The organism is Streptacidiphilus rugosus AM-16, assembly GCF_000744655.1.
GTDB classification, from domain to species: Bacteria; Actinomycetota; Actinomycetes; order Streptomycetales; family Streptomycetaceae; genus Streptacidiphilus; species Streptacidiphilus rugosus.
This window is the reverse complement of sequence record NZ_JQMJ01000004.1, coordinates 5,060,951-5,081,829: the sequence shown is the minus strand read 5'-3', so window position 1 is coordinate 5,081,829 and position 20,879 is coordinate 5,060,951. Positions and strand designations below refer to the sequence as shown.

The window sequence follows — 20,879 nt, the reverse complement described above, 5'->3', positions numbered from 1 at the left end:
AGACCACTCACTGGTTCAGACCACTTCATCCCCCCGGTCCACCGATCGGATGACCCTGCGCGGGCCCCTGCCGAAGGACCTTGGTGGTGCAGGCCGAAGGGCCTGTACGGACCGACACCACAGCGGTCCGGGAGCCAGCGAAGCAGGTACTGTCATGAAGGCCATTCTGATCACCGGCGCAGCACTCACCCTCGGCACCCTCGCCCTCACCACCGGCCCGGCGTTCGCCGCCACCGCCCCCACCGGCGGCGTCGTCAGCGTCACCTCCGCCAAGGACGCGTCCGCCCCCATCCACGGCGGCAGCGACGTCCACCTGAGCGGCACCTGCCCCGTCGACGCGGTCAAGCTGGACGGTATCTCCTCGCCGTTCTTCGCGGGCGGCCACGCGACCATCGGCAAGAACGACCCCCAGGCGTTCACCGGCAGCGCCACCGTGCTGCCCGACATCCCCACCGGCGCCCACGGCGTCACCGTCACCTGCACCGACAAGAGCGGCAAGGTCGAGAGCTTCAACGGCTCGTTCACCGTGTCGCCCGCCTCCACCCCGACGACCCCGACCAAGCCGGTCACCCCGGCCCACCCGACGACCCCGACCACGCCCTCCCACCCGGGCACCTCCGGCACGATCCCCTCCGGCGCACCGGACACCGGGGTCGCCAGCAACGGCGCCAACGACCCTGGCTGGCCGCTGGCCGTCGCCGGCACCGGCGTGCTCGCCGGCGGCACGGTGTTCGGCATCTGGTGGGCCCGTCACCACCAGGGCGTCGGCAAGTGAGCGGCCACAGGCCCCAGGACGGCGGTACTCCCGGCCAGGACCGGGCATCGGCCCCGGGGAGCGCCGAGCGCTCCTCGGCCGGGCCCGGCCCCGGCCGGGCCGCCCCGTCCCGCCCGGGGCGACGGGCCAGGGTCGTCGGTCTCACGGTGGCGGCGGCCGTCCTCGCGGCCGCCGCAGGGTGCGCCGCCGGACTCACCACCGACAGCCCCTCCGCCGGGGCCCCGCGCCCGGGGCCACCGCCGGCGCGGCCGGCTCCCCGGCCGCCGCCGCGCCGCTGGCGGCGTCGACGCCCGAGCGCCTGGCCATCCCCGCCATCGGCGTGGACACCTCGCTGCTGCGCCTGGGGCTGGCCCCGGACCGCACCGTCCAGGTCCCGCCGATCGCGGCGAACTCCCCGGCCGGCTGGTACGACGGCTCGGTCACCCCCGGGCAGCAGGGGTCCTCGGTCATCCTCGGGCACGTCACCGTCGGCCGGTACGGCGACGGCGTGTTCCTCCGGCTCGGCAAGCTGACCGCCGGCGACCGGATCGAGGTCGCCCGCGCGGACGGCACCACCGCCGAGTTCACCGTCGCCTCCACGCAGACCTTCGCCAAGTCCGCCTTCCCCGACCAGCAGGTCTACGGCCCCGACCCGCAACCGGTACTGCGCCTGGTCACCTGCGCCGGGAGCCCGAACGCGGCCACCCACACCTATCCGGACAACCTCGTCGTCACCGCCGTCCTGACCGGCGTGACCGGCCGGGCCGGATGACCCCTCCCGGAGAACCGCCATGCGCCACCACCGACCGCTGCGCCCCTGCGGCATCCGCGCGCCGCGCCGCGTCGCGTTCCGGGTGCGCGCCTGCCGCCGCCCGCGCCGTCGCGCCTGCTGCCGGGTCCTGCACCTGACCGGCGAGTTGGACGTCGCGGCGACGGCGACGCTGCTCGTCGCGGTCGGACACGCGCTCGACCGGCCGCCGGGTCCCGCGGGGCCCGGCCTGGTGCTGGACCTGGGCGGGCTCACCTTCTGCGACGCGGCCGGGCTGACCGCCCTGCTGCGGGTCAGGCGGCTGGCCGAAACGGCGGGCTCGCCCGTGTATCTGACGGCGCCTCCGCATCCGGTCTCCCGACTCCTCGCGGTCTGCGACCTGCGGCGCTCCTTCGCACTCCACCCCGCCGCGCCGGGGCCGCGCCGGCTCTGCTCCGCCCGCTGAACCCCCGTCCACCCCCACGCACCCGAGAATTCTCGCGATCCGGCGTTTGGGCCGGGATTCCGGGGTTAGACGCCGGTGGACCGGATGTGACCGGACAACACATCCGGACCGACGGAGCGTCAGGCGTCATCCCCCCGCTCGACCTCCGTCCCGGACGGGCCCCGTGCTTCCCCTGTGCGCGGGGCCCGACCGCTGCGCAGGTCGTGCAGGCTGACGACGCCGAGGGCGGCGAAGAAGAGCAGGCAGATCGGCAGCGCGAGCACGGTCATGGTGAGGGGATCGCCGGTGGGTGTGGCGACGGCGGAGAGCACGAAGATCGCGAACACGATGCCGCGCCACCACCCGCGCAGCCGCGCCGCGCTGAGCACGCCGACGAAGTTGAGCGCGACCAGCAGCAGGGGCATCTCGAAGGAGAGCCCGAAGACCAGCACCAGGCGGACGAAGAAGTCCAGGAACTGGTCGCCGGGCAGGGCCAGGGCGAAGGAGCCGGGGTTGAACCCGGCCAGCACACCCAGGGCCTTGGGGAACACCCAGTAGGCGAGCGTGCCGCCGGCGCAGAAGAGCGGTGCGGCCGCGGCGGTGAAGCCGAGGCCGTACCGCTTCTCCCGACGGTGCAGCCCCGGGGCGACGAAGGCCCAGAGCTGGTAGCTCCACACCGGGCAGGCCAGCACCAGGCCGACGGTCATGGAGACCTTGAAGCTCAGCGACAGCGGGGCGAGGACGCCCTGGTTGACCAGCAGCCCGTTGGGACACTGCGGGGTGGGCCCGCCCACGCCGTGGACGCCCTTGATGCCGCAGGCCGGACCGGTGAGCAGGTCGACCACGTGCCCGTGGACGATCCAGCCGACCACGGTGGTCACCAGCAGCGCGGCGCAGGAGATCAGCAGGCGGTGACGCAACTCCCGCAGGTGGTCCGTCAGTTGCATGGTCCCGGTGTCGCGTCCCCGGCCGGTCGCAGGAGGGGCGGCGGTGGAGGCTCCGGTCACCGTGCGGTCGTGGCCTCGCCGGGAGCGGCCGTGATGGGCCGCGAGGGCAGGAGCACCGGGTCGGCCTCCGACGCCGTCGCCTCGACGCCGGCCGGCTCCGTCTTCATCGCGCCGACCTCGGACTTGAGGATGCGCAGGGACTTGCCCAGCGCGCGGGCGGAGTCGGGCAGGCGCTTCGCGCCGAAGAGCAGCAGCACGACGACGGCGATGACGACGATCTCAAGTCCGCGGTTCTCAAGCATCTGACACCCATTTCGTTCTCGAGGTGAAGGGGAAGTGGACGGGACCGGTCCAAAGTATTGACCGAGCGCATGGTCAGTTATAGCTTTCGCGGCAGCCGACGGGAAGCCCCGTGGGCGGTCGAACAGGAGGCACGACATGAACGATCACGCGGAGCCCGTGGAGCCGGTGGAGCAGCGGGCCGAGGAGCCACAGCCTGCGGCGAAGCACCGTCGACCGGTGGACCGGCGCAGCTTTCTGGCGATCGCGGGGCTGACGACGGTCGGCGTGGTCTGGGCGGCGAACAGCGCCGGCTCCCCGGCCGCCCGGGCGGCCACCACCCCCGACCCCTGCGGCTCCTCCTCGCCCACCCCGACGCCCTCCCCGACGCCGTCGGGCGGTGGGACCGGAACGTTCGTGGTGCCGATCGACAGCGCCAGGCACACCTGCACCTGGATGGCCTGGCCGGACGACCCGACCATCTGGACCGGCGGCAGCGGTGGGCGGCGGGGCGGATCGTCACCGTCGGTCGCGCAGATCCAGTCGAACATCGCCCGGGTGGCGAACACGATCGCGAAGTACGAGCCGGTCATCATGTGCGCGAACCCGGCCAGTGCCGCGTCCGCGCGGGCGGCCTGCACCAACGCCAACGTCACCGTGATCACCTCGATCCCGGTCAACGACTGCTGGATGCGGGACTCCGGCCCGGTCTTCCGTACCAACGGCGCAGGCGGCGTCGACGCGGTGGGCCTCAACTTCAACGGCTGGGGCGGCCAGCAGACGGTCACCAACGACGCCCACGTCGCGGCTGCCGTCGCCGCCTACGCCGGGGTGCCGTTCACGGCCGCCGGGTTCGTCAGCGAGGGCGGCGCGATCGAGAACGACGGCCTCGGCACGCTCATGGCGACCAAGAGCAGCATCATCGACCCCAAGCGCAACCCCAACATGACGCAGGCCCAGCTGGAGGCCGCCATGTGCGCCGCCTACGGGGCCTCGAAGGTGATCTGGTTCACCGGCATCTCCGGCCAGGACATCACCAACGACCACGTCGACGCGACCTCGCGCTTCGTGGGCGCCGGCACCGCCCTCGTCCAGACGCCGAACCCGGCGGACCCCTCGGACATCTGGTCCAACGACGAGCAGCAGCAGTACAACATGCTGTCTGCGTCCACCAACGCCAAGGGCGCCGCGATGCAGGTCACCAAGCTGCAGGCGCCCGACTACAACTACATCCGCCAGACCAGCAGCAGCTTCGTCGACTCCTACGCCAACTACTACGTCTGCAACGGCGCGGTGATCTCGGCCCAGTTCGGCGACGCCACCGGCGACGCCAACGCCAAGGCGGTGCTCACCCGGATGTTCCCCGGTCGGGTCGTCGAGCAGATCAACATCGACTACATCGGCCTCGGCGGCGGTGGCATCCACTGCGTCACCCAGCCGCAGCCGGCTCCGTAAGGAGAGCGGCCGAAACATCGTGAGGCGCCCGGTGCGCGCGTCGGAACGGCGGTTCCGGCCCGTGCCGGGCGTTCACCATGTGAGCGGTGGGCGGACACCCTGGAGATCCCCGTCGTGTGCAGACTATAATTTCAGTCAGAGGGGACTGACCAGGGCCCGCGACCGAGAGGAAGCCGCACAGTGGCCGACCGCAGGACGATGCTACTGGAAGCCGCCGCGCGGGTCATCGCGCGCCGTGGGGTGCGGGGTCTCCGGGTCGAGGAGCTCGCGGCCGAGGCCGGCGTCTCGACGGCGCTGATCTACTACCACTTCAAGAACCGCACGGGCATCCTGCGCGCCACCCTGGAGTTCATCAACGACCGCGCGGACCTCTACACCGCCGAGCGGGACCCGGCGGCGCCGCCGCTCGACGCCCGCGGCGAGCTGGAGCACACGCTGCTGCTGGAGTTCCAGGACGTCCCCGAGGTGCGCGAGAACAGCACCGCCTGGGGCGAGCTCAGGGCCTGTGCCGTCTTCGAGACCGACCTCCAGGAGGACGTGGCCAAGTCCACGCTCGTCTGGGTCCAGGACATCGCCGAGCTGCTCGGCCGGGTCCACCCGACGGCGGGGGCCGGCGCGCTGGCGATGTCCGCCGAGCGACTGACCGCGCTGGTCGAGGGCCTGAGCAGCCGCTGGCTCAGCGGCAGCCTGCCGCTGGTGCACGCGCGCGCCCTGGTGGTCGGCGCCGTCGACGCCGAACTGGCGCGACTGGCCGGATAGGCCGGGCCGGGCCGGGCACCGTGGAACGCGTGGGATCCGGCGGGTCGTACGCATTGACTGAATTTTTAGTTGGTGCGACACTGGAGAGGCCGAAGCCATGTCGCCGCAGGCGACGACATCGCGCCGGGGGAGGCGCGGCCAGGCAGCCGATGGAGGCCCCTGATGCCAGTCCCTCAGCCGTCCCTGTCGGGCATCTTCCGCCCCGACGACGAGCAGCCGACCTTCCGCTTCGACGTGCGTCCCGAGGCGACGCCCGCCGGGGTCGGGGGCGTCCGGCGGCTTCTGCGCGACGCGCTCACCGCCGTGCGGCTGGACCACGACTCCCCGTGCCTGCTCCTCACCGAGCTGCTGACCAACGCCCTGGTGCACGGCTGCGACCCGTCCGTTGTCGTCGAACTGCGCGCCGGACGCCTGCTCATCGCGGTCGCGGACCGCTCGCCCGCCCAGGTGGAGCGCCGGGCCGAGAGCCCGACCAGCACCAACGGAAGGGGCATCCTGCTGGTCGAGGCTCTGGCCGAGGCCTGGGGCGTGATCCCGGCCGGTGCCCGCGGCAAGGCCGTCTGGGCGCTCATGACCGCAGCCTGATCCGGCGCCCGCCCACGGACGACGCGACGGGCGCACGGCAATCGCCGTGCGCCCGTCGCGTCGTCCGTGGGCGGTCAGAGGAAGTAGAGGCGGCTGAGGGTGACGGTGTCGGCGGGGTGGGAGTGGAGGGGGTCTCCGTCGAGGGTGACGAGGCCGGTGGTGGGGTTGACGTCGACGGTGCCGAGGCGGTGGTTGCGGTGCATGTCCTTGGGGCCGATGCCGCGGGTGTGTTGGACGGGGACGCGGCGGCGGCGGGTGGGGAGGTGGTCGCCGTTGTGGAGGGCGGCGGTGGCGACGAAGGCGACGGAGATGTCGGCGGGGGTGGTGCCGTGGGCGCCGAATTGGGGGCCGAGGACGAGGGGTTCGCAGCGGTCGGTGGAGGCGTTGGGGTCGCCGGTGACGCCGTAGGCGGGGAAGCCGGATTTGAGGACGAGTTGGGGTTTGGCGCCGAAGTGGTCGGGGCGCCACAGGACGATGTCGGCGAGTTTCCCGGTTTCGATGGAGCCGATTTCGTGGGCGAGGCCGTGGGCGATGGCGGGGTTGATGGTGAGTTTGGCGAGGTAGCGCAGGACGCGTTCGTTGTCGTCGCCTGCTTGGGTGTCGCCGTAGCTGTCGTGGCCGTCGAGGGGGCCGAGTTCGTGTTTCATTTTTCCGGCCATGGCGAAGGTGCGGCGGACGGTTTCGCCGGCGCGGCCCATGCCTTGGGCGTCGCTGCTGGTGATGCCGATGACGCCGAGGTCGTGGAGGACGTCTTCGGCGCCCATGGTGCCGGCGCGGATGCGGTCGCGGGCCATGGCGGCGTCGCCGGGGAGGTCGGTTTTGAGGTCGTGGGCGGAGACGATCATGCCGAAGTGTTCGCCGAGGGCGTCGCGGCCGTAGGGGAGGGTGGGGTTGGTGGAGGAGCCGATGACGTTGGGGACGCCGGCCATTTTGAGGACGTTGGGGACGTGTCCGCCGCCGCAGCCTTCGATGTGGAAGGCGTGGATGGTGCGGCCTTCCAGGACGGCGAGGGTGTCCTGGACGGAGAGGCATTCGTTGAGGCCGTCGGTGTGGAGGGCGACTTGGACGTCGTGGTCTTCGGCGACGCGCAGGGCGGTGTCGAGGGCGCGGGTGTGGGCGCCCATGTCTTCGTGGACTTTGAAGCCGGAGGCGCCGCCTTCGGCGAGGGCTTCGATGAGGGGGCCGGGGTCGGAGGAGGAGCCGCGGGCGAGGAAGCCGATGTTGACGGGCCAGGCGTCGAAGGCGTTGAAGGCGTGGCGTAGGGCCCAGGGGGAGTTGACGCCGACGCCCCAGACGGGGCCGAATTCCTGGCCGATGATGGTGGTGACGCCGGAGGCGAGGGAGGCTTCCATGATGCGGGGGGAGAGGAGGTGGACGTGGGTGTCGATGGCGCCGGCGGTGGCGATGAGGCCTTCGCCGGAGATGATGGTGGTGCCGGTGCCGACGATGATGTCGATGTGGTCGAGGGTGTCGGGGTTGCCGGCGCGGCCGATGGCGTGGATGCGGCCTTCGCGGATGCCGATGCTGGTTTTGTGGATGCCTTGGACGGCGTCGATGAGGGTGACGTTGGAGATGACGAGGTCGCAGGTCTCCCTCACGGTGGTGGCTTTGAGGTTGAGGCCGTCGCGGGCGGTTTTGCCGAAGCCGGCCAGGAACTCGTCGCCGGGGTGTTGGGAGTCGGTTTCGATGCGGATGATCAGTCCGGAGTCGCCCAGCCGGATCCGGTCCCCGGCCCGCGGCCCGTGCACCGCCATGTAGTCGTGCGCGCTGACCGTCGAACCGACGGAGGCGCCGGGGCGGCCGTGGCAGCCCTGGTAGTCGAACTTGCTCGCGGTCACAGTCCCGCCTCCTCAAAGTTGGTCAGGTAGCCGCAGGCTGTGGCCTTGGCCAGGGCGGCGTCGCGGGCGCCGGGGGCGTCGAGGGGGCCGTCGACCAGTCCGGCGAAGCCGATCACGATGCGGTCGCCGCCGATGGGCAGCAGGCCGATCTCGACGACCGCGCCCGCGTCGAAGCGGACCGAGGAGCCGGCCGGGACCGCCAGCCGCATCCCGAAGGCTGCCGCACGGTCGAACGCGAGCCGCGGATTCGCCTCGAAGAAGTGGAAGTGCGAGGTCACACTGACAGGGACCGCCGAGGTGTTGCGCACCGGCACCCGCAGGACCGGTTCGGCCGGCTCGTAGCCCGCGCCGTCCCCGGGCAGTGCCGCACCCGGCGCCTCGTCACCCAGTGAGGCTGCGTCGCCGAAGGGGGCGTCGATGACGCACAGCCGGGTGCCGTCCTCGAACACCGCCTCCACCTGCACCTGGGTCACGATGTCCGCGACCCCCGGCAGGATGTCGTCCGCCGTCAGGACGGTCCGCCCGGCCTCGATCGCCTCGGCCAGCCTGCGGCCGTCACGGGCCGCCTCGCAGACCGTGTCGGCGATCAACGCGGTCGCCTCCGGCACGTTGAGCCGCAGCCCGCGGGCGCGCCGGGCGCGCGCCAGCTCGGCGGCCGTGAATATCAGCAGCCGGTCCCGTTCGGTGGGTGTCAGTCGCATGGTGCCTCGTCTTGGTAGGCCGTGGTCGAAGGGTGGTGCGGATCAGGCTGCGGGGGTGCCGGGCTGGTCGTGGGTGGAGCAGTGGATCCCGCCGCCGCCCGAGGCGATGTTGTCGATCTTCAGGGCGACGATGTCGCGGCCGGGAAAACGGTCGCCGACGATCTTCTGCGCGGCGCGGTCGGCGTCGTCGTCGCCGAACTTGGGCATGAAGACGGCCCCGTTGGCGACATAGAAGTTGATGTAGGAGGAGACGAAGGCGTCGCCGCGCCCGGTGATCCTGTCCGGGTCGGGCTGGGGCAGGTCGATGATCCGCAGCGGCCTGCCCTGCGCGTCCGTGGCCGACTTCAGCACCTGGCGGGCCTGCGCGGAGGCTTGCGACCACACGTCGGCGGGCGCTCCGGGGAAGGGCGTGTCGAGCAGCACCACCCCGGGCGCGACGAAGCGCGCCAGGCAGTCGACGTGGGCGTCGGTGATGTCCTTGCCGCGCACCCCGGCCAACCAGATCACCTTCGTGACGCTCAGCGCCTTCATCAGCTCGGCCTCGACGTCGTCCCGGCTCATGCCGGGATTGCGGTTGTCGTTGACCACGGAGCTCTCCGTGACCAGCAGGGTGCCCTGGCCGTCCGTCTCGAACGCGCCGCCCTCGCCGACCAACGGGGTCTCGATCCGCGGGATCCGGTACTTGTCGAGCAGAGCGGCCGCGAGCGCGGAGTCGTCGCCGTGCTCCTTCTGCTTCTCGCCCCAGCCGTTGAAGTTGAAGTCGACGCCCTTCAGCGTGCCGCGGTCGTGCACGAAGACGGGGCAGGTGTCGCGGGCCCACAGGTCGTCCACCGGCATCGGCACGACCTCGACGTTGTCGCCGACCGCCGCCTGCGCGTCGTCCGCCTGCCCGGGCCGGGCGAAGAGTACGACCGGCTCGTAGCCGGCGATCGCGCGGGCCAGACCGGCGATGTCCTGCCGGACGCCGGAGAGCTGGTCACCCCAGATGCCGTCGGAGGCGGGCCAGGACATGAAGGTGCGCGCGTGCTTCTCCCACTCGGCGCCGAGCACGCGGCCGGCGGGCCTCGTCGCCGGACCGGGCGAGTCGGCGGCCCCGGCCGCGCCACTCCCGTCGGACTCGCCCGCGGGGACGGAGGAGGAGCAGGCGGCCGCGCCGAGCGCGAGCAGCCCGGCTCCGGCCAGGGACTGCAGCATGGCGCGGCGGGAAAGGTGGGTCGGCATGGCAGGACTCCAGGAGCGACGTGCGGGCGTGCGGGCGGAGGGTCGGGCCGGCCCTAGGGGAGCGGCTGGTGCATCGTGGAGCAGTGGATGCCGCCGCCGCCCGCCATCAGGCGGTCGACGTCGAGCTGGACGACCAGGCGTCCGGGGAAGGCCGCGGCCAGGGTGCGGTGGGCCGCGACGTCCTTGGCCGGGTCGCCGAACTGGGCGGTGATCACCGCACCGTTGACGACGTGGAAGTTGAGGTAGGAGTCGACGAAGGTGGAGCGCCTGGACCGGACGGTGTCCGGGCCCTCCATCCGGATCACCTGCAGCTGCCGACCCCTGGCGTCGGTGGCCCGGGCCAGCAGCGCGAACTGCTCGCGGGCGTCGCGGGCCCAGATGTCGTTGCGCTCCGCCGGTGGGACCTGGACCATCACCACGCCCGGCCGGACGAAGCGCGCGGTCACGTCGATGTGGTCGTCGGTGATGTCACGTCCCTCGACCCCCGGCACCCAGATCATCCTGGTGGCGCCGTAGGCGCTCAGGACCGCCCGCTCGATCTCGTCGCGGCTCATGCCGCGGTTGCGGTTCCTGTTGACCAGGCTGCTCTCGGTGGCCATCACGTTGCCGTCGCCGTCGGTCTCGACAGCCCCGGCCTCGCCGACGAAGGCGGCGGCGTGGAAGCGGAGACCCTCCCGCCCGGCGATCGCGCGGGCGACCTCGGCGTCCCTGCCGTGGGCCTGCTTGCGGCCCCAGCCGTTGAAGTTCAGCCCGACGGCCTCCAGCCGGCCCTGTGGGTCGCGCCGGAAGACCGGCGCGGTGTCGCGCATCCACAGGTCGTCGGTCGGGATCAGCGCGGTCACCGTGACCGTGGGTCCGCAGGCGGACCGGGCGGCGTGGGCGGCGGCCTCGTCGGCCGCGCACATCACCACCGGTTCGAACTGCGCCACGGTCCGGGCGATCAGGGCGATGTCCTGCTGGACCCCGCCCAGGTGGCGTCCCCAGATCGAGCGGGCCGAGGGCCACGACATCCAGGTGCGTGAGTGCGGCGCGTCGTCCGGACCGACCCGTGCGCCCGTCCAGGAGGGTTGGTTCATGAGGATCACTCTGGCACTGACTGAAACTTCAGTCAAGCCGCCGAGCAGCGTCCTTGATCTCCGCCAGGCCGAGGTCGTCGCCGTGGGCGGCCAGCTGCTTGCGGACGAAGGTCTTCGGGTTCAGGTCCTCGAACTCCAGGTCCTGGAACTCGGGACCCAGTCCGTCGCGGACCTCCTGCTTCGCGGAGTCGGCGAACCGCCGCACCCTGCGGACGAAGCCGACGGCCTCGGTGATCAGCTTCGGCAGCTTGTCCGGGCCGAAGATCAGGACGGCCAGCACCACGAGCGCCGCCAGCTTGAACACGCCTATGTCGAAGAACACTGTTCGGCCTCCCTGTGGGGCGACTGCGGGCAGGTCACCCGCGTTCCAGTTCCACCTCGATCGCCTCGCTGAGCAGGCGCCGGGCGTGCTCCAGGGGGAGCGAGCCGCTGTGCCAGCGCTGGCTCAGCCCCTCGAGCAGGGCGGTCAGCCGCTCGGCGGCCGCCGCATGGGCGGGCGCGGTCCCGCCGGGGTCGGCCCGGCCGAGGAGTTCGGCGGTCTCGTGCACCCAGGTCAGCGTGGCCTTGGCCAGGTCCTCGCGCAGCTCGGGCTCGAAGACGGCGCTGGCCCGCAACTCGCCCCAGGCGGTGCTGTTCTCGCGCACCTCGGGGGTGTCCTGGAGTTCGAGCATGAGGACCCGCTCCAGTTCGGAGCGCGGATCGCCGGGGTCCTCGTCCTCGCTCGCGGCGGTGTACCGCTCGGCCCGGTCCACGATGAACTCCAGGGTTCGGCGCAGGATCCCCGAACGGTCGTCGAAGTGGTAGTAGATCAGGGCGACCGAGACGCCGGCCTCGGCGGCGAGCTCGGCCACGCGCAGTCCGCGCACGCCCCGACGTGCGATGACGCGGGTGGCGGCGCGGAGGATCTCGGTACGGCGGTCGGACACGGCACACTCCCGCGGGGGCGGATTCGGCAGACGTCGGATGCGGGTGGGGTCCCGGTCGCCAAGTATTGACTGAAGTTTCAGTTCGGTGCAAGATTCGGGACACCACCGCTGCCGCCGTGCAGCGGGCAACGGAAACCGGCGTCCACACCCACGCCGCCTGCACGCCCAGGCCCGAGGCCCGTGGGGAGCGACTCCCCCGAAGGGACGTCCACCGACGGGGACGCGCGCTGCGTCCCGCCGCCGGGCGTGCCGGGAGCGCCGGGCGCTCTCCGGTCGGGAGAGACCGACGCATGACTTTCACAAGGAAAGAGCCCTCATGACTTTGCGTATGCCTGCCGAGTGGACCGAGCACGAGCGCTGCCTGATGGCCTGGCCGACCAGGGCCGAGCTGTGGGGCCAGGAGGCGCTGGACGAGGCCCGGCGCGAGTACGCGCAGGTCGCCAACGCCATCGCCGAGTTCGAGCCGGTGACCATGGTCGCGGTTCCTGGCCAGGGCGACGGGGCCCGCGCCCTGTGCGGGGAGGGCGTCGAGGTCGTGGAACTGCCGATCGACGACTCCTGGTTCCGCGACTCCGGCCCGATCTTCGTGCTCGGTCCGCAGGGCGAGCGCGCCGGCGTGGACTTCCGCTTCAACTCCTGGGGTGAGAAGCACTTCCCCTGGGACACCGACGACAGGATCTCCGCCCTGCTGCTGGAGCGCCTCGGCGTGGAGCGCATCGAGTCGTCGATGATCCTCGAGGGCGGCGCGATCACCGTCGACGGCGAGGGCACGCTGATCACCACGGAGCAGTGCCTGCTCAACCCGAACCGCAACCCGGGCATGAGCCAGGAGCAGATCGAGGACGAGCTCAAGGCGCGGCTCGGCGTGACCAAGGTGATCTGGCTGCCCTACGGCGGACTGCTCGACACCGAGACCGACGGGCACGTCGACGGCGTCTGCGCGTTCGTGGCGCCGGGCAAGGTCGTCATCCAGCTCCCGAGCGACCCGGAGCACCCCGACTTCGAGCGGATGAAGGTCAACCGCGCGGTGCTGGAGGCCGCCACCGACGCGCAGGGCCGGGCGCTGGAGATCATCGACCTGCCGCAGAGCGCCTTCGTCGACGTCGAGGGCAAGCACACCGAGGTCGGCTACCTGAACTTCTACATCGCCAACGGCGGCGTCGTGGTCCCGACCGCCGACGTCCCGCAGGACGAGGAGGCGCTCGCCGTGCTCGCGGCCGCGCTGCCCGGGCGCAAGGTCGTCGGCGTCCGCTCCCGCGTGATCGCCTTCGGCGGCGGCGGCGTCCACTGCATCACCCAGCAGGTGCCCCGGGCCTTCGCGGCCGGCTGACCCCTCCCACCGGGGTCGGGCCCCACGGCCCCGACCCCGGCCCGCTCTGATCGCTGACTCAGCCTTTCGCACCCTCCCCGCGCAGGCCCGCCCGCGCACGAAAGAGAGCACCGATGTCAAGAATCCTGCCCGGCACGGGATCGGAAGCGCCGGCCCGCAGATCCCGCCGTCACGGCTCTTCCGGCCCGCTCGGCCTCGCCTGCGCCGCCGCGGCCGCCTTCGGCCTGGTGGCGGCCTGCTCCGGACCGCCCGCCACCGGTGGCGGCAACGCCGACGCCTTCAAGCTCTCGGCGGGGACGCCCGTCGCCGCGGGCGACATCTCCGGCTTCACCTGGGCCTCCTACGCCGAACCGCTCACGCTGGACTACGCGATGGCCTTCGACTACCCGTCGAACACCATCCTCTCCAACGTCTGCGAGAGCCTGATGAAGTGGACGCCGCAGCTCAAGGAGGTCCCCGGCCTCGCGCAGCGGGCCTCGCACCCCGACCCGACCACCTGGGTCTACGACCTGCGCCCCGGCGTGCACTTCCACGACGGCGGCGTGATGACCGCCGACGACGTGGTCTACAGCCTCGGCCGGCAGATGGACCCGAAGGTCGGCGCGGCCTGGGGCGGCGTCTTCCAGAACGTCGGCTCGATCACCAGGACCGGCCCGTTGCAGGTCACCGTGAAGCTGAAGCGGCCTGACGCGGTCTTCCCGCAGTACATGGCCACGGCCGCGGGCGTGGTGGCCAGCGAGAAGGGCATCAAGGCGGCGGGTGCGAACTGGGGCAGCGCGAGCGTGGACTGCACCGGGCCGTTCAAGCTCGGCGCGTGGAACAAGGGCCAGTCGTTGGAGCTGGACCGCTTCGCCGACTACTGGGGCACGCCGGCCAAGTCCGGCAAGGTCACCTTCGAGTTCCTGACCGACCCCTCGGCGCGCACCAACGCGATGCTCACCGGCGCGGTCGACGGCGGCTACCTGATCCCGACCGAGAGCTACCAGCGGCTGCAGAAGAGCGGCGTGGGCACGCTCTGGTTCGGCGAGAGCCTCAGCACCGTCAACGTCAACATCACCAGCATGAAGGGCGCGCTCGGCGACGCCCGCGTGCGGCAGGCGCTCTCGCTGGCCCTGGACCGGGCCGGCTTCGTCAAGCAGGGACTGGCCGGCAACGGCAGGGTCACCAACGCGCTCACCGACCGGGCCGCCTGGGCAGGGGCCAATCCGGAGACCCTCAAGGCGGCCTTCGACACCCTGCCCTCCACCACGCCCGACCTGGCCAAGGCCAAGGAGCTGATCAAGGAGGCCGGGGCGACGGGCAAGACCGTGACCGTCGCCACCAGCGCCATCGGCCAGGACGTCTCGCTGATGGCCACCGCCGTGCAGTCGGCCGGCACCGAGATCGGTCTGAACGTCAAGGTGAAGACCATCGCGCCGGACGCCTTCTCGGCGCTGTTCACCGACCCGAAGGCACGTGAGGGGATCGACATGTTCCCCGAGACGTACTACCTGTCCATCACCGACCCGATGGACCTGCTCACCAACTTCGAGACCGGCAACTACCAGAACTACCCCGGCTACAGCGACCCCGCGTACGACAGGCTCGTCGAGCAGGCCGTCGCGACCGACGACCCGGCGCAGCGGATGGCGATCGAGGCCGAGCTGCAGCAGATGGCCGTCAGGGCGAACCTGTGGATCCCGGCGGCCGAGTGGCCCACGGCGGTGTTCATGAACAAGCGGATCACCGGCGCGCCCACCACCATCTCCTACCTGTACTACCCGTGGGCCGCCGATGTCGGAGCCGCGAGATGACCTTTCTGCGCTTCGCCCTGCGACGCGTCGCGGAGATGGCGGCGACCCTGCTGGCCGCCTCCTTCGTGATCTTCGGGGCGCTGTACCTGGCTCCGGGCAACCCGGCGAGCTTCCTGCTCTCGGGCCGCTCCGCCTCCCCCGAGGCGATGCGGGCGATCAACGAGCAGTACCACCTGGACGACCCGTTCTGGCAGCAGTACCTGCGCTGGCTCGGCCAGGTACTGCACGGGGACTTCGGCCGGTCCATCGAGTACCGCACACCGGTGTCCACGCTGCTCGCGTCCCGACTGCCCAGCACGCTGCTGCTGGTGGCGATGGCGCTGATCCTGGTCGTGGTCCTCGGCCTGGTGCTGGGCTGGGTCGGCGCGGTCCGCGGCGGCGCCACGGACACCTCGATCCTGCTGGCGACCACGTTCGCGGTCGGCACCCCGTCCTTCGTGGCGGCGGTGCTGCTGCAGGGCCTGTTCTCCGTCAAGCTCGGCTGGTTCCCCAGCAGCGGCAGCGGCACCGGGTTCGTCCAGATGCTCTGGCATCTCACCCTCCCCGCGATCGCCCTGGCGCTGTACCTGATCGGCATGCTCGCCCGGGTCACCCGCAGCACCATGCTGGAGGCCATGGGCCACGAGCACGTCACCGTGGCCCGCAGCAGGGGGGTGCCGGAGCGGCAGGTGATCCACCGTCACGTGTTCCGCAACACCCTCGGCACCGTGCTCACCATGGGCGGCCTGATCGTCTCCACCCTGCTCATCTGCACCGTCCTGGTCGAGACGGCCTTCAGCGTCAACGGCATCGGGCAGTTGCTCGACCTGTCGACGACCACGAAGGACTTCCCGGTCGTGCAGGCCATCTCGCTGATCGTTGTCGGAATGTTCATGATCGTCAACCTCGTGGTCGACCTCGTGCTCCCGCTGGTCGACCCGCGGATCACCCTCGGGACGAGAGGAGCGGCGGCATGACCCTCACCGTCGTCCGCCGACCGGGCCTCGCCCGCGTCAGGACCGACCGCTCCTGGCGGTACCTGCTCTGTCTGGGCTTCCTCGGGCTCGTCGTGGTGCTCGCCCTGTTCACGCCGTGGCTCTCCCCGCACGACCCCAACGCCGTGGACCTCGGCAACGCGCTGGCCGGACCCTCCGCCGCCCACCCCCTCGGCGTCGACGGCTCCGGACGCGACACCGCGTCGCGGCTGATCACCGGCGCCCGCACCTCGCTGCTCGGCCCGCTGGGCGTGGTGGTCTTCTCCACGATCGCCGGCGTCGTGGTCGGCGTCGCGGCCGGCTGGCGCGGAGGCTGGCTCGACTCGCTGCTCTCGCGCAGCACCGAGCTGGTCTTCGCCTTCCCCGGCCTGCTGCTGGCCCTGCTGATCGTCTCCGTCTACGGGGAGGGCCTGACCGCCCCGGTCATCGCGCTCGGTGTGGCCTACCTGCCCTATGTCAGCCGGCTCACCCGCTCGCTGGTGCTGGCCGAGCGGGAACGCCCCTACGTCGAGGCGTACCGCGTGCAGGGCCACTCCGGGCCGCAGATCTGTCTGCGCCACGTGCTGCCCAACATCGCGCCGGTGATCCTGGCGCAGTCCACCATCAACTTCGGCTACGCCCTGATCGACCTGGCCGGACTCTCCTTCCTCGGTCTCGGCGTCCCGGCGCTGATTCCCGACTGGGGCCGGATGGTCTTCGACGGTGAGAGCGCGATCCAGGCCGGATACCCGCTCTCCGCGATCCTGCCCTGCGTCGCGATCGTGCTGACGGTCGTCGCCTTCAACGTCGTCGGCGAGCGCTGGGCCGACCAGGTCGCCAGGAGGGACCGATGACCGACACCCTCGACATCCGGGGGCTGCGACTGAGCCTCCCCGGCGCCGCCCGGCCGGTGCTGGCCGGCGTCGACCTGCGGGTCGCCGAACGCGAGACCGTGGCGCTGGTCGGCGAGTCGGGCTCGGGCAAGTCCCTCACCTCGCGCAGCGTGCTGCGGCTGCTGCCGCCGGGCGCCGGCACCGAGGGCGTGGTCCGGGTCCAGGGCGAGGACGTCCTGACCATGGACGCCAAGGCGCTGCGGCGGCTGCGCACCCACACCGCGGCGATGATCTTCCAGGACCCGCGGGCGGCCATCAACCCGCTGCGCAGGATCGGCGACTTCCTCACCGAGAGCCTGCGCCTGAACGCCGACCTGGCGGCGGCCGAGGCCGCCGAACGGGCCGTGCAGATGCTGGACGCCGTGGGTCTGGGCGACCGGGTGCTGCGGCAGTACCCGGGCCAGCTCTCCGGAGGCATGCTGCAACGCGTCGTCATCGCCGCTGCCCTGATGGGCGATCCGGCCCTGATCCTGGCCGACGAGCCCACCACCGCGCTGGACGTCACCACCCAGGCCGAGGTCGTGGGACTGCTCGGCGACCTGCGCGACCGCTTCGGCACCGGTCTGCTGTTCGTCACCCACGACCTGGGTCTGGCCGCGGCCATCAGCGACCGGGTGTACGTCATGTACGCCGGCCGGATCGCCGAGACCGGCCCGGCCGAGGCGCTGTTCCAGCGGCCGCGCCACCCCTACACCGCCGCGCTGCTGCGGTCCACGCCCCGCCTCGACGCCCCGCAGGGCCGGCTGTCCGCCATCGAGGGCCAGCCGCCCAGCCTGCGCGAGGAGCTGACGGGCTGTCCGTTCGCCGCCCGCTGCGTCTTCGCCACGCAGGAGTGCCGCGAGGAACTGCCGCCGCACCGGCCGGTGCGCGACGAGCCGCTCCGGCTGGTCGCCTGTCACCACAGCGACCAGCTCGCCGACCAACTCGCAGGGAGCGCCGGCCATGACTGAGACCGTCCTCGAAGTGACCGGGCTGCACCGGGCGTTCGGCAGCGTCCAGGCCGTCCACGACGTCTCGTTCAGCCTCGCCAGGGGCGAATCGCTGGGGATCGTGGGGGAGTCGGGCTCCGGAAAGACGACCACCGCGCGCATCGTCGTCGGTCTGGAGCGGGCCGACGCCGGTGAGGTCCTGGTCCGCGGCAGGGACCGGTCGGGGCCCGCGGGGCGCGGGCGGGCGAACCGCCTGGAGCGGGCCCGCGAGGTGCAGATGGTCTTCCAGGACCCCTTCCTCTCGCTCGATCCCCGCACCACCGTCCACGACGTGCTGCGCGAGACGCTGCGGCTGCACTTCCCCCAGGGCAGGGCCGACCACGAGCGCCGCATCGGCGAACTGCTCGACCAGGTCGGCCTCGGCTCGCGGGAGGCCGGAGCGCTGCCCCGGCAGCTGTCCGGCGGCCAGCGCCAGCGGGTCGCCATCGCCCGTGCGCTGGCGGTCGAACCGACGGTGCTGGTGCTGGACGAGGCGGTGGCCGCACTGGACGTCTCGGTGCAGGCGCAGATCCTCAACCTGCTCGCCGACATCCGCGGCGAGACCGGCATCGGCTACCTCTTCATCACCCACGACCTGGGTGTGGTCCGCTGCGTCACCGACGACGTGGTGGTCATGCGGAACGGGCGGATCGTCGAGGCGGGGCCGACCGCCGAGGTCCTCGACGACCCGCGACACCCCTACGCCCGGCTGCTGCTGGACTCCGTCCCGCGCCCCGGCTGGGACCCGAAGCGCATCGCGGCGGCCCGCCGCGCGCTGTAGGGCCCGAACCGGTGGGCCTGTCCCCGGTGCGTGGGGTACCGAGGGCGGGCCCACCCGAGCGGGAACCAGGGAAGTGCTGGTCAGGGCTCATGGTGAGGGGCGGCCGGGCTCGCCCGGACGGCCGAGGGACCGGGAGCAGGCGGAACAAAAGCGACATAATTCGTCGAAGCCTTGAAAACCGCTCTGCCTGCCGATCGGGGCGCCATGCACCAGCCCGACCTGAACCGACGCAGCCTGCTCCGGGCCGGAGCGGGCGTGCTCACCGCGGCCGCCCTGGCGGGCTGCGGCTCCAGCGGTGCGGACAACAGCGCCCCGAGCCCTTCGGGCGCCGCCTCGGAAGGCGGAAGTCCCGCGTCGAGCGGTTACGCGATGCCCGCCGAATGGCTGGAGCACGAGCGCACCTTCATGGCCTGGCCCGCTCTCAGCGAGGTCTGGGGCGACCAGCTCGGCGCGGTGCGGCAGGACATCGCCGCCGTCGCCAGGGCCATCGCCTCGTACGAGCCGGTCGTGCTGATGGCCCGCCCCGACCAGGCGGACCAGGCCCAGCAGCAGTGCGGCAACGACGTCGAGGTCATTCCGCTGCAGGTCGACGACCTGTGGGCGCGCGACACGGGGCCGACCTTCGTCACCGGCCCGGCCGGGCTCGCCGGGGTGGACCTGAACTTCAACGGCTGGGGCGGCAAGCAGACCCACGCCGCCGACAGCCGGGTGGCCGCGAACCTGCTGAGCAGGTACCGGATCCGGCGCATCCAGGCGCCGATCACCGGGGAGGGCGGGGCCATCGAGATCGACGGCGAGGGCACCCTGATGGCCACGGAGAGCTCGCTGGTCAACAGCAACCGCAACCCCGGGCGCAGCCGCGACGACATCGAGGCCGCGCTGATGGACCTGTTCGGGGTGGACAAGGTCATCTGGTTCCGGGGAGTGGCCGGCAAGGACATCACCGACTGCCACGTCGACGCGCTCGCCCGCTTCGTCGAGCCCGGCGTCGTCGCGCTGCACCGGCCGGGCCCGGACACCCCGCCGGACATCTGGTCGGCCGCCTCGGACCAGGCCCTCACCGTGCTGCGGCAGGCCACCGACGCCGCCGGCCGCAGCCTGCGGGTCGTCGAGATCACCGAACCCGACTTCAACAAGATCCAGGGGACCGGCAACGACTTCCTGGCCACCTATCTCAACTACTACGTCGTGAACGGCGCCGTGATCGCGCCCCGTTTCGGCGACCGGGCGGCCGACGACAAGGCCGCCTCGACCCTGCGCGAGCTGCATCCCGGGCGCGACGTCGTCCAGGTCTCCATCAACGCCGTCGCCTCGGGCGGCGGCGGCATCCACTGCTCGACCCAGCAGCAGCCAAGGCTCGGGGCCGCCTCGCCGCAGGCATCCGCCTCATGAGGCCGGTGGCCGGACCGCGCCGCCGAGCCGGGCTGCGGAGGCTGCGGCACCCGATCGTCCTCGCGCTGCTGGTCGCGCTGCTCTGCGGCGCGGGCGTCGGGCTCTATCTCAACGAACGGAACAGCCGCCAGCAGGTCGCCGTCATCGGCAACCCGACCGCGAACGACTGGATCGAACTCGACGTCACCAGCCAGGGCGTGGACACCTCGGCGCTGGAGCTCTCCCTCTCCGTCTTCGCGATCCCGCACGGCTCGCTCGCCGAGGAGCCCGACTCGATCGTCTTCACCAAGGACGTGGAGATCACCACGGTCTCGCTGACCACCACGACCTTCCACACCACGCCCGGCGAGCCCGCGCCGCTCCAGGTGGTCACTGCGGGCCTCAACAACGGCACCCCGACCGACTACCCCTTCGACCGCTACGACGTCTCGGCCGGCTGGATCGCCACGGTGAACGGACACCCGGTGCCGCTCTCGCTGACCTTCAGCGACTCCGACTCGTTCTTCGTGGTCAAGCCCACCAGGAGCGCGACAGCCGGACAGGCCGCACGGCTCGACGCCCGGGCGAGCCGCTCGCGCGGCACCTTCATCCTGGCCTGGTTCATGATGATCGCGATGTGGGCGCTGGCCCTGGCCGTCCTGGCCGGGGCCGAGGTCCTGGCCCGCCGCCGTCAGGGCATGGTCTGGCCGGCGCTCGGATGGATGGCGGCCACCCTGTTCGCCCTCGTGGGCCTGCGCAACGCCGCTCCCGGCAGCCCGCCGATCGGCTCCCTGATCGACTACGTCGCCTTCTTCTGGGCCGAGGGCCTGATCGCCGCGAGCCTGGCCCTCACCGCCGCGCTGGGGGTCCGCCAGGAACGCCGATCCCTCGCGGTGGACCGGGCCACGCCGCCGGCCTGACGGCCCATGAGGGCGTCGAGCCTTCCGACGATCGTGCGGCCTTCGCGGCCTTCGCGGACGTCGCGGCCTCCGTGGGGCGACGGGGCCCGGACCACGCTGTCGGGCCGGGTGGAAGGATCGGCCCGTGGTGTGTGAC

The 20,879-nt window shown here is 72.0% G+C and carries 21 protein-coding genes and 1 pseudogene; 14 read left to right on the top strand and 8 right to left on the bottom strand.

Annotation, left to right across the window (positions count from 1 at the left end):
• The first annotated feature begins 154 nt into the window (after positions 1-154).
• The 3 genes from BS83_RS32360 to BS83_RS42430 all read left to right on the top strand — a co-directional run bounded on the left by BS83_RS32360 (position 155) and on the right by BS83_RS42430 (position 1,968).
• Positions 155-775 (top strand): hypothetical protein, encoded by a 621-nt coding sequence (locus tag BS83_RS32360; RefSeq protein WP_037607010.1) that lies wholly within the window; start codon positions 155-157, stop codon positions 773-775.
• Between the two features lie 178 nt (positions 776-953).
• The gene (locus BS83_RS32355; RefSeq protein ID WP_157597411.1) at positions 954-1,526 is read left to right on the top strand and encodes a class F sortase; all 573 of its coding nucleotides are present in this window, start codon (positions 954-956) and stop codon (positions 1,524-1,526) included.
• Between the two features lie 19 nt (positions 1,527-1,545).
• On the top strand, positions 1,546-1,968 hold the full coding sequence (locus tag BS83_RS42430) for an STAS domain-containing protein (protein WP_051944435.1): 423 nt from the start codon (positions 1,546-1,548) through the stop codon (positions 1,966-1,968).
• Between the two features lie 119 nt (positions 1,969-2,087).
• Here BS83_RS42430 and tatC read toward each other — a convergent pair whose 3' ends face one another.
• Together tatC and tatA are read right to left on the bottom strand one after the other, a co-directional pair.
• On the bottom strand, positions 2,088-2,894 hold the full coding sequence (gene tatC / locus BS83_RS32345; protein WP_063774414.1) for a twin-arginine translocase subunit TatC: 807 nt from the start codon (positions 2,892-2,894) through the stop codon (positions 2,088-2,090).
• A gap of 56 nt (positions 2,895-2,950) precedes the next feature.
• Positions 2,951-3,196, bottom strand: coding sequence for a Sec-independent protein translocase subunit TatA (gene tatA / locus BS83_RS32340; RefSeq protein WP_037607009.1), 246 nt, complete (start codon positions 3,194-3,196; stop codon positions 2,951-2,953).
• Positions 3,197-3,332: 136 nt separating this feature from the next.
• Here tatA and BS83_RS32335 point away from each other — a divergent pair, with 136 nt between their 5' ends.
• From BS83_RS32335 to BS83_RS32325, 3 genes are all read left to right on the top strand, one after another.
• Positions 3,333-4,628, top strand: coding sequence for an agmatine deiminase family protein (locus tag BS83_RS32335; protein ID WP_084714487.1), 1,296 nt, complete (start codon positions 3,333-3,335; stop codon positions 4,626-4,628).
• 198 nt (positions 4,629-4,826) lie between these two features.
• Positions 4,827-5,387 carry a TetR/AcrR family transcriptional regulator gene (locus tag BS83_RS32330; protein ID WP_037610305.1) on the top strand — a complete coding sequence of 187 codons (561 nt, stop codon included), beginning with the start codon at positions 4,827-4,829 and terminating at the stop codon, positions 5,385-5,387.
• A gap of 162 nt (positions 5,388-5,549) precedes the next feature.
• A complete protein-coding gene (locus BS83_RS32325) occupies positions 5,550-5,972 on the top strand; it encodes an ATP-binding protein (protein WP_084714485.1) in 423 nt (140 codons plus the stop codon).
• 74 nt (positions 5,973-6,046) lie between these two features.
• Here the strand turns inward: BS83_RS32325 and BS83_RS32320 are convergent, their stop codons facing one another.
• From BS83_RS32320 to BS83_RS32295, 6 genes and pseudogenes are all read right to left on the bottom strand, one after another.
• Positions 6,047-7,810, bottom strand: coding sequence for an urease subunit alpha (locus BS83_RS32320; RefSeq protein WP_269664878.1), 1,764 nt, complete (start codon positions 7,808-7,810; stop codon positions 6,047-6,049).
• Positions 7,807-8,511 (bottom strand): urease subunit gamma, encoded by a 705-nt coding sequence (locus BS83_RS32315; protein WP_037607008.1) that lies wholly within the window; start codon positions 8,509-8,511, stop codon positions 7,807-7,809. The genes BS83_RS32320 and BS83_RS32315 overlap by 4 nt, the downstream gene beginning before the upstream one ends.
• Positions 8,512-8,553: 42 nt before the next feature.
• A complete protein-coding gene (locus tag BS83_RS32310; protein ID WP_037607007.1) occupies positions 8,554-9,732 on the bottom strand; it encodes an agmatine deiminase family protein in 1,179 nt (392 codons plus the stop codon).
• 53 nt (positions 9,733-9,785) lie between these two features.
• A complete protein-coding gene (locus BS83_RS32305) occupies positions 9,786-10,808 on the bottom strand; it encodes an agmatine deiminase family protein (protein ID WP_084714483.1) in 1,023 nt (340 codons plus the stop codon).
• A gap of 46 nt (positions 10,809-10,854) precedes the next feature.
• Positions 10,855-11,130: pseudogene (locus BS83_RS32300) on the bottom strand (sec-independent translocase); the annotation flags it as partial.
• Positions 11,131-11,164: 34 nt separating this feature from the next.
• Positions 11,165-11,734 (bottom strand): TetR/AcrR family transcriptional regulator, encoded by a 570-nt coding sequence (locus BS83_RS32295; protein WP_037607006.1) that lies wholly within the window; start codon positions 11,732-11,734, stop codon positions 11,165-11,167.
• 316 nt (positions 11,735-12,050) lie between these two features.
• Here BS83_RS32295 and BS83_RS32290 point away from each other — a divergent pair, with 316 nt between their 5' ends.
• The 8 genes from BS83_RS32290 (at position 12,051) to BS83_RS32255 (ending at position 20,743) form a co-directional block, all read left to right on the top strand.
• Positions 12,051-13,064: an agmatine deiminase family protein gene (locus BS83_RS32290; protein ID WP_037607005.1), complete on the top strand. Its 1,014-nt coding sequence runs from the start codon at positions 12,051-12,053 to the stop codon at positions 13,062-13,064.
• A 113-nt stretch (positions 13,065-13,177) separates the two neighbouring features.
• Entirely contained in the window at positions 13,178-14,857 is a 1,680-nt protein-coding gene (locus BS83_RS32285) for an ABC transporter substrate-binding protein (RefSeq protein ID WP_037607004.1), read from the top strand.
• Complete coding sequence (locus BS83_RS32280) at positions 14,854-15,813, top strand: ABC transporter permease (protein WP_037607003.1); 960 nt, start codon at positions 14,854-14,856, stop codon at positions 15,811-15,813. The genes BS83_RS32285 and BS83_RS32280 overlap by 4 nt, the downstream gene beginning before the upstream one ends.
• Positions 15,810-16,664, top strand: a complete 855-nt coding sequence (locus BS83_RS32275) for an ABC transporter permease (RefSeq protein WP_037607002.1) — start codon at positions 15,810-15,812, stop codon at positions 16,662-16,664. Before BS83_RS32280 ends, BS83_RS32275 begins: the two co-directional genes overlap by 4 nt.
• On the top strand, positions 16,661-17,653 hold the full coding sequence (locus BS83_RS32270; protein ID WP_037607001.1) for an ABC transporter ATP-binding protein: 993 nt from the start codon (positions 16,661-16,663) through the stop codon (positions 17,651-17,653). Before BS83_RS32275 ends, BS83_RS32270 begins: the two co-directional genes overlap by 4 nt.
• Positions 17,646-18,452: an ABC transporter ATP-binding protein gene (locus BS83_RS32265; protein WP_037607000.1), complete on the top strand. Its 807-nt coding sequence runs from the start codon at positions 17,646-17,648 to the stop codon at positions 18,450-18,452. The genes BS83_RS32270 and BS83_RS32265 overlap by 8 nt, the downstream gene beginning before the upstream one ends.
• 204 nt (positions 18,453-18,656) lie before the next feature.
• Positions 18,657-19,844: an agmatine deiminase family protein gene (locus BS83_RS32260; RefSeq protein ID WP_037606998.1), complete on the top strand. Its 1,188-nt coding sequence runs from the start codon at positions 18,657-18,659 to the stop codon at positions 19,842-19,844.
• Between the two features lie 5 nt (positions 19,845-19,849).
• Positions 19,850-20,743 carry a DUF4436 family protein gene (locus BS83_RS32255; protein WP_051944431.1) on the top strand — a complete coding sequence of 298 codons (894 nt, stop codon included), beginning with the start codon at positions 19,850-19,852 and terminating at the stop codon, positions 20,741-20,743.
• Positions 20,744-20,879 lie beyond the last annotated feature (136 nt).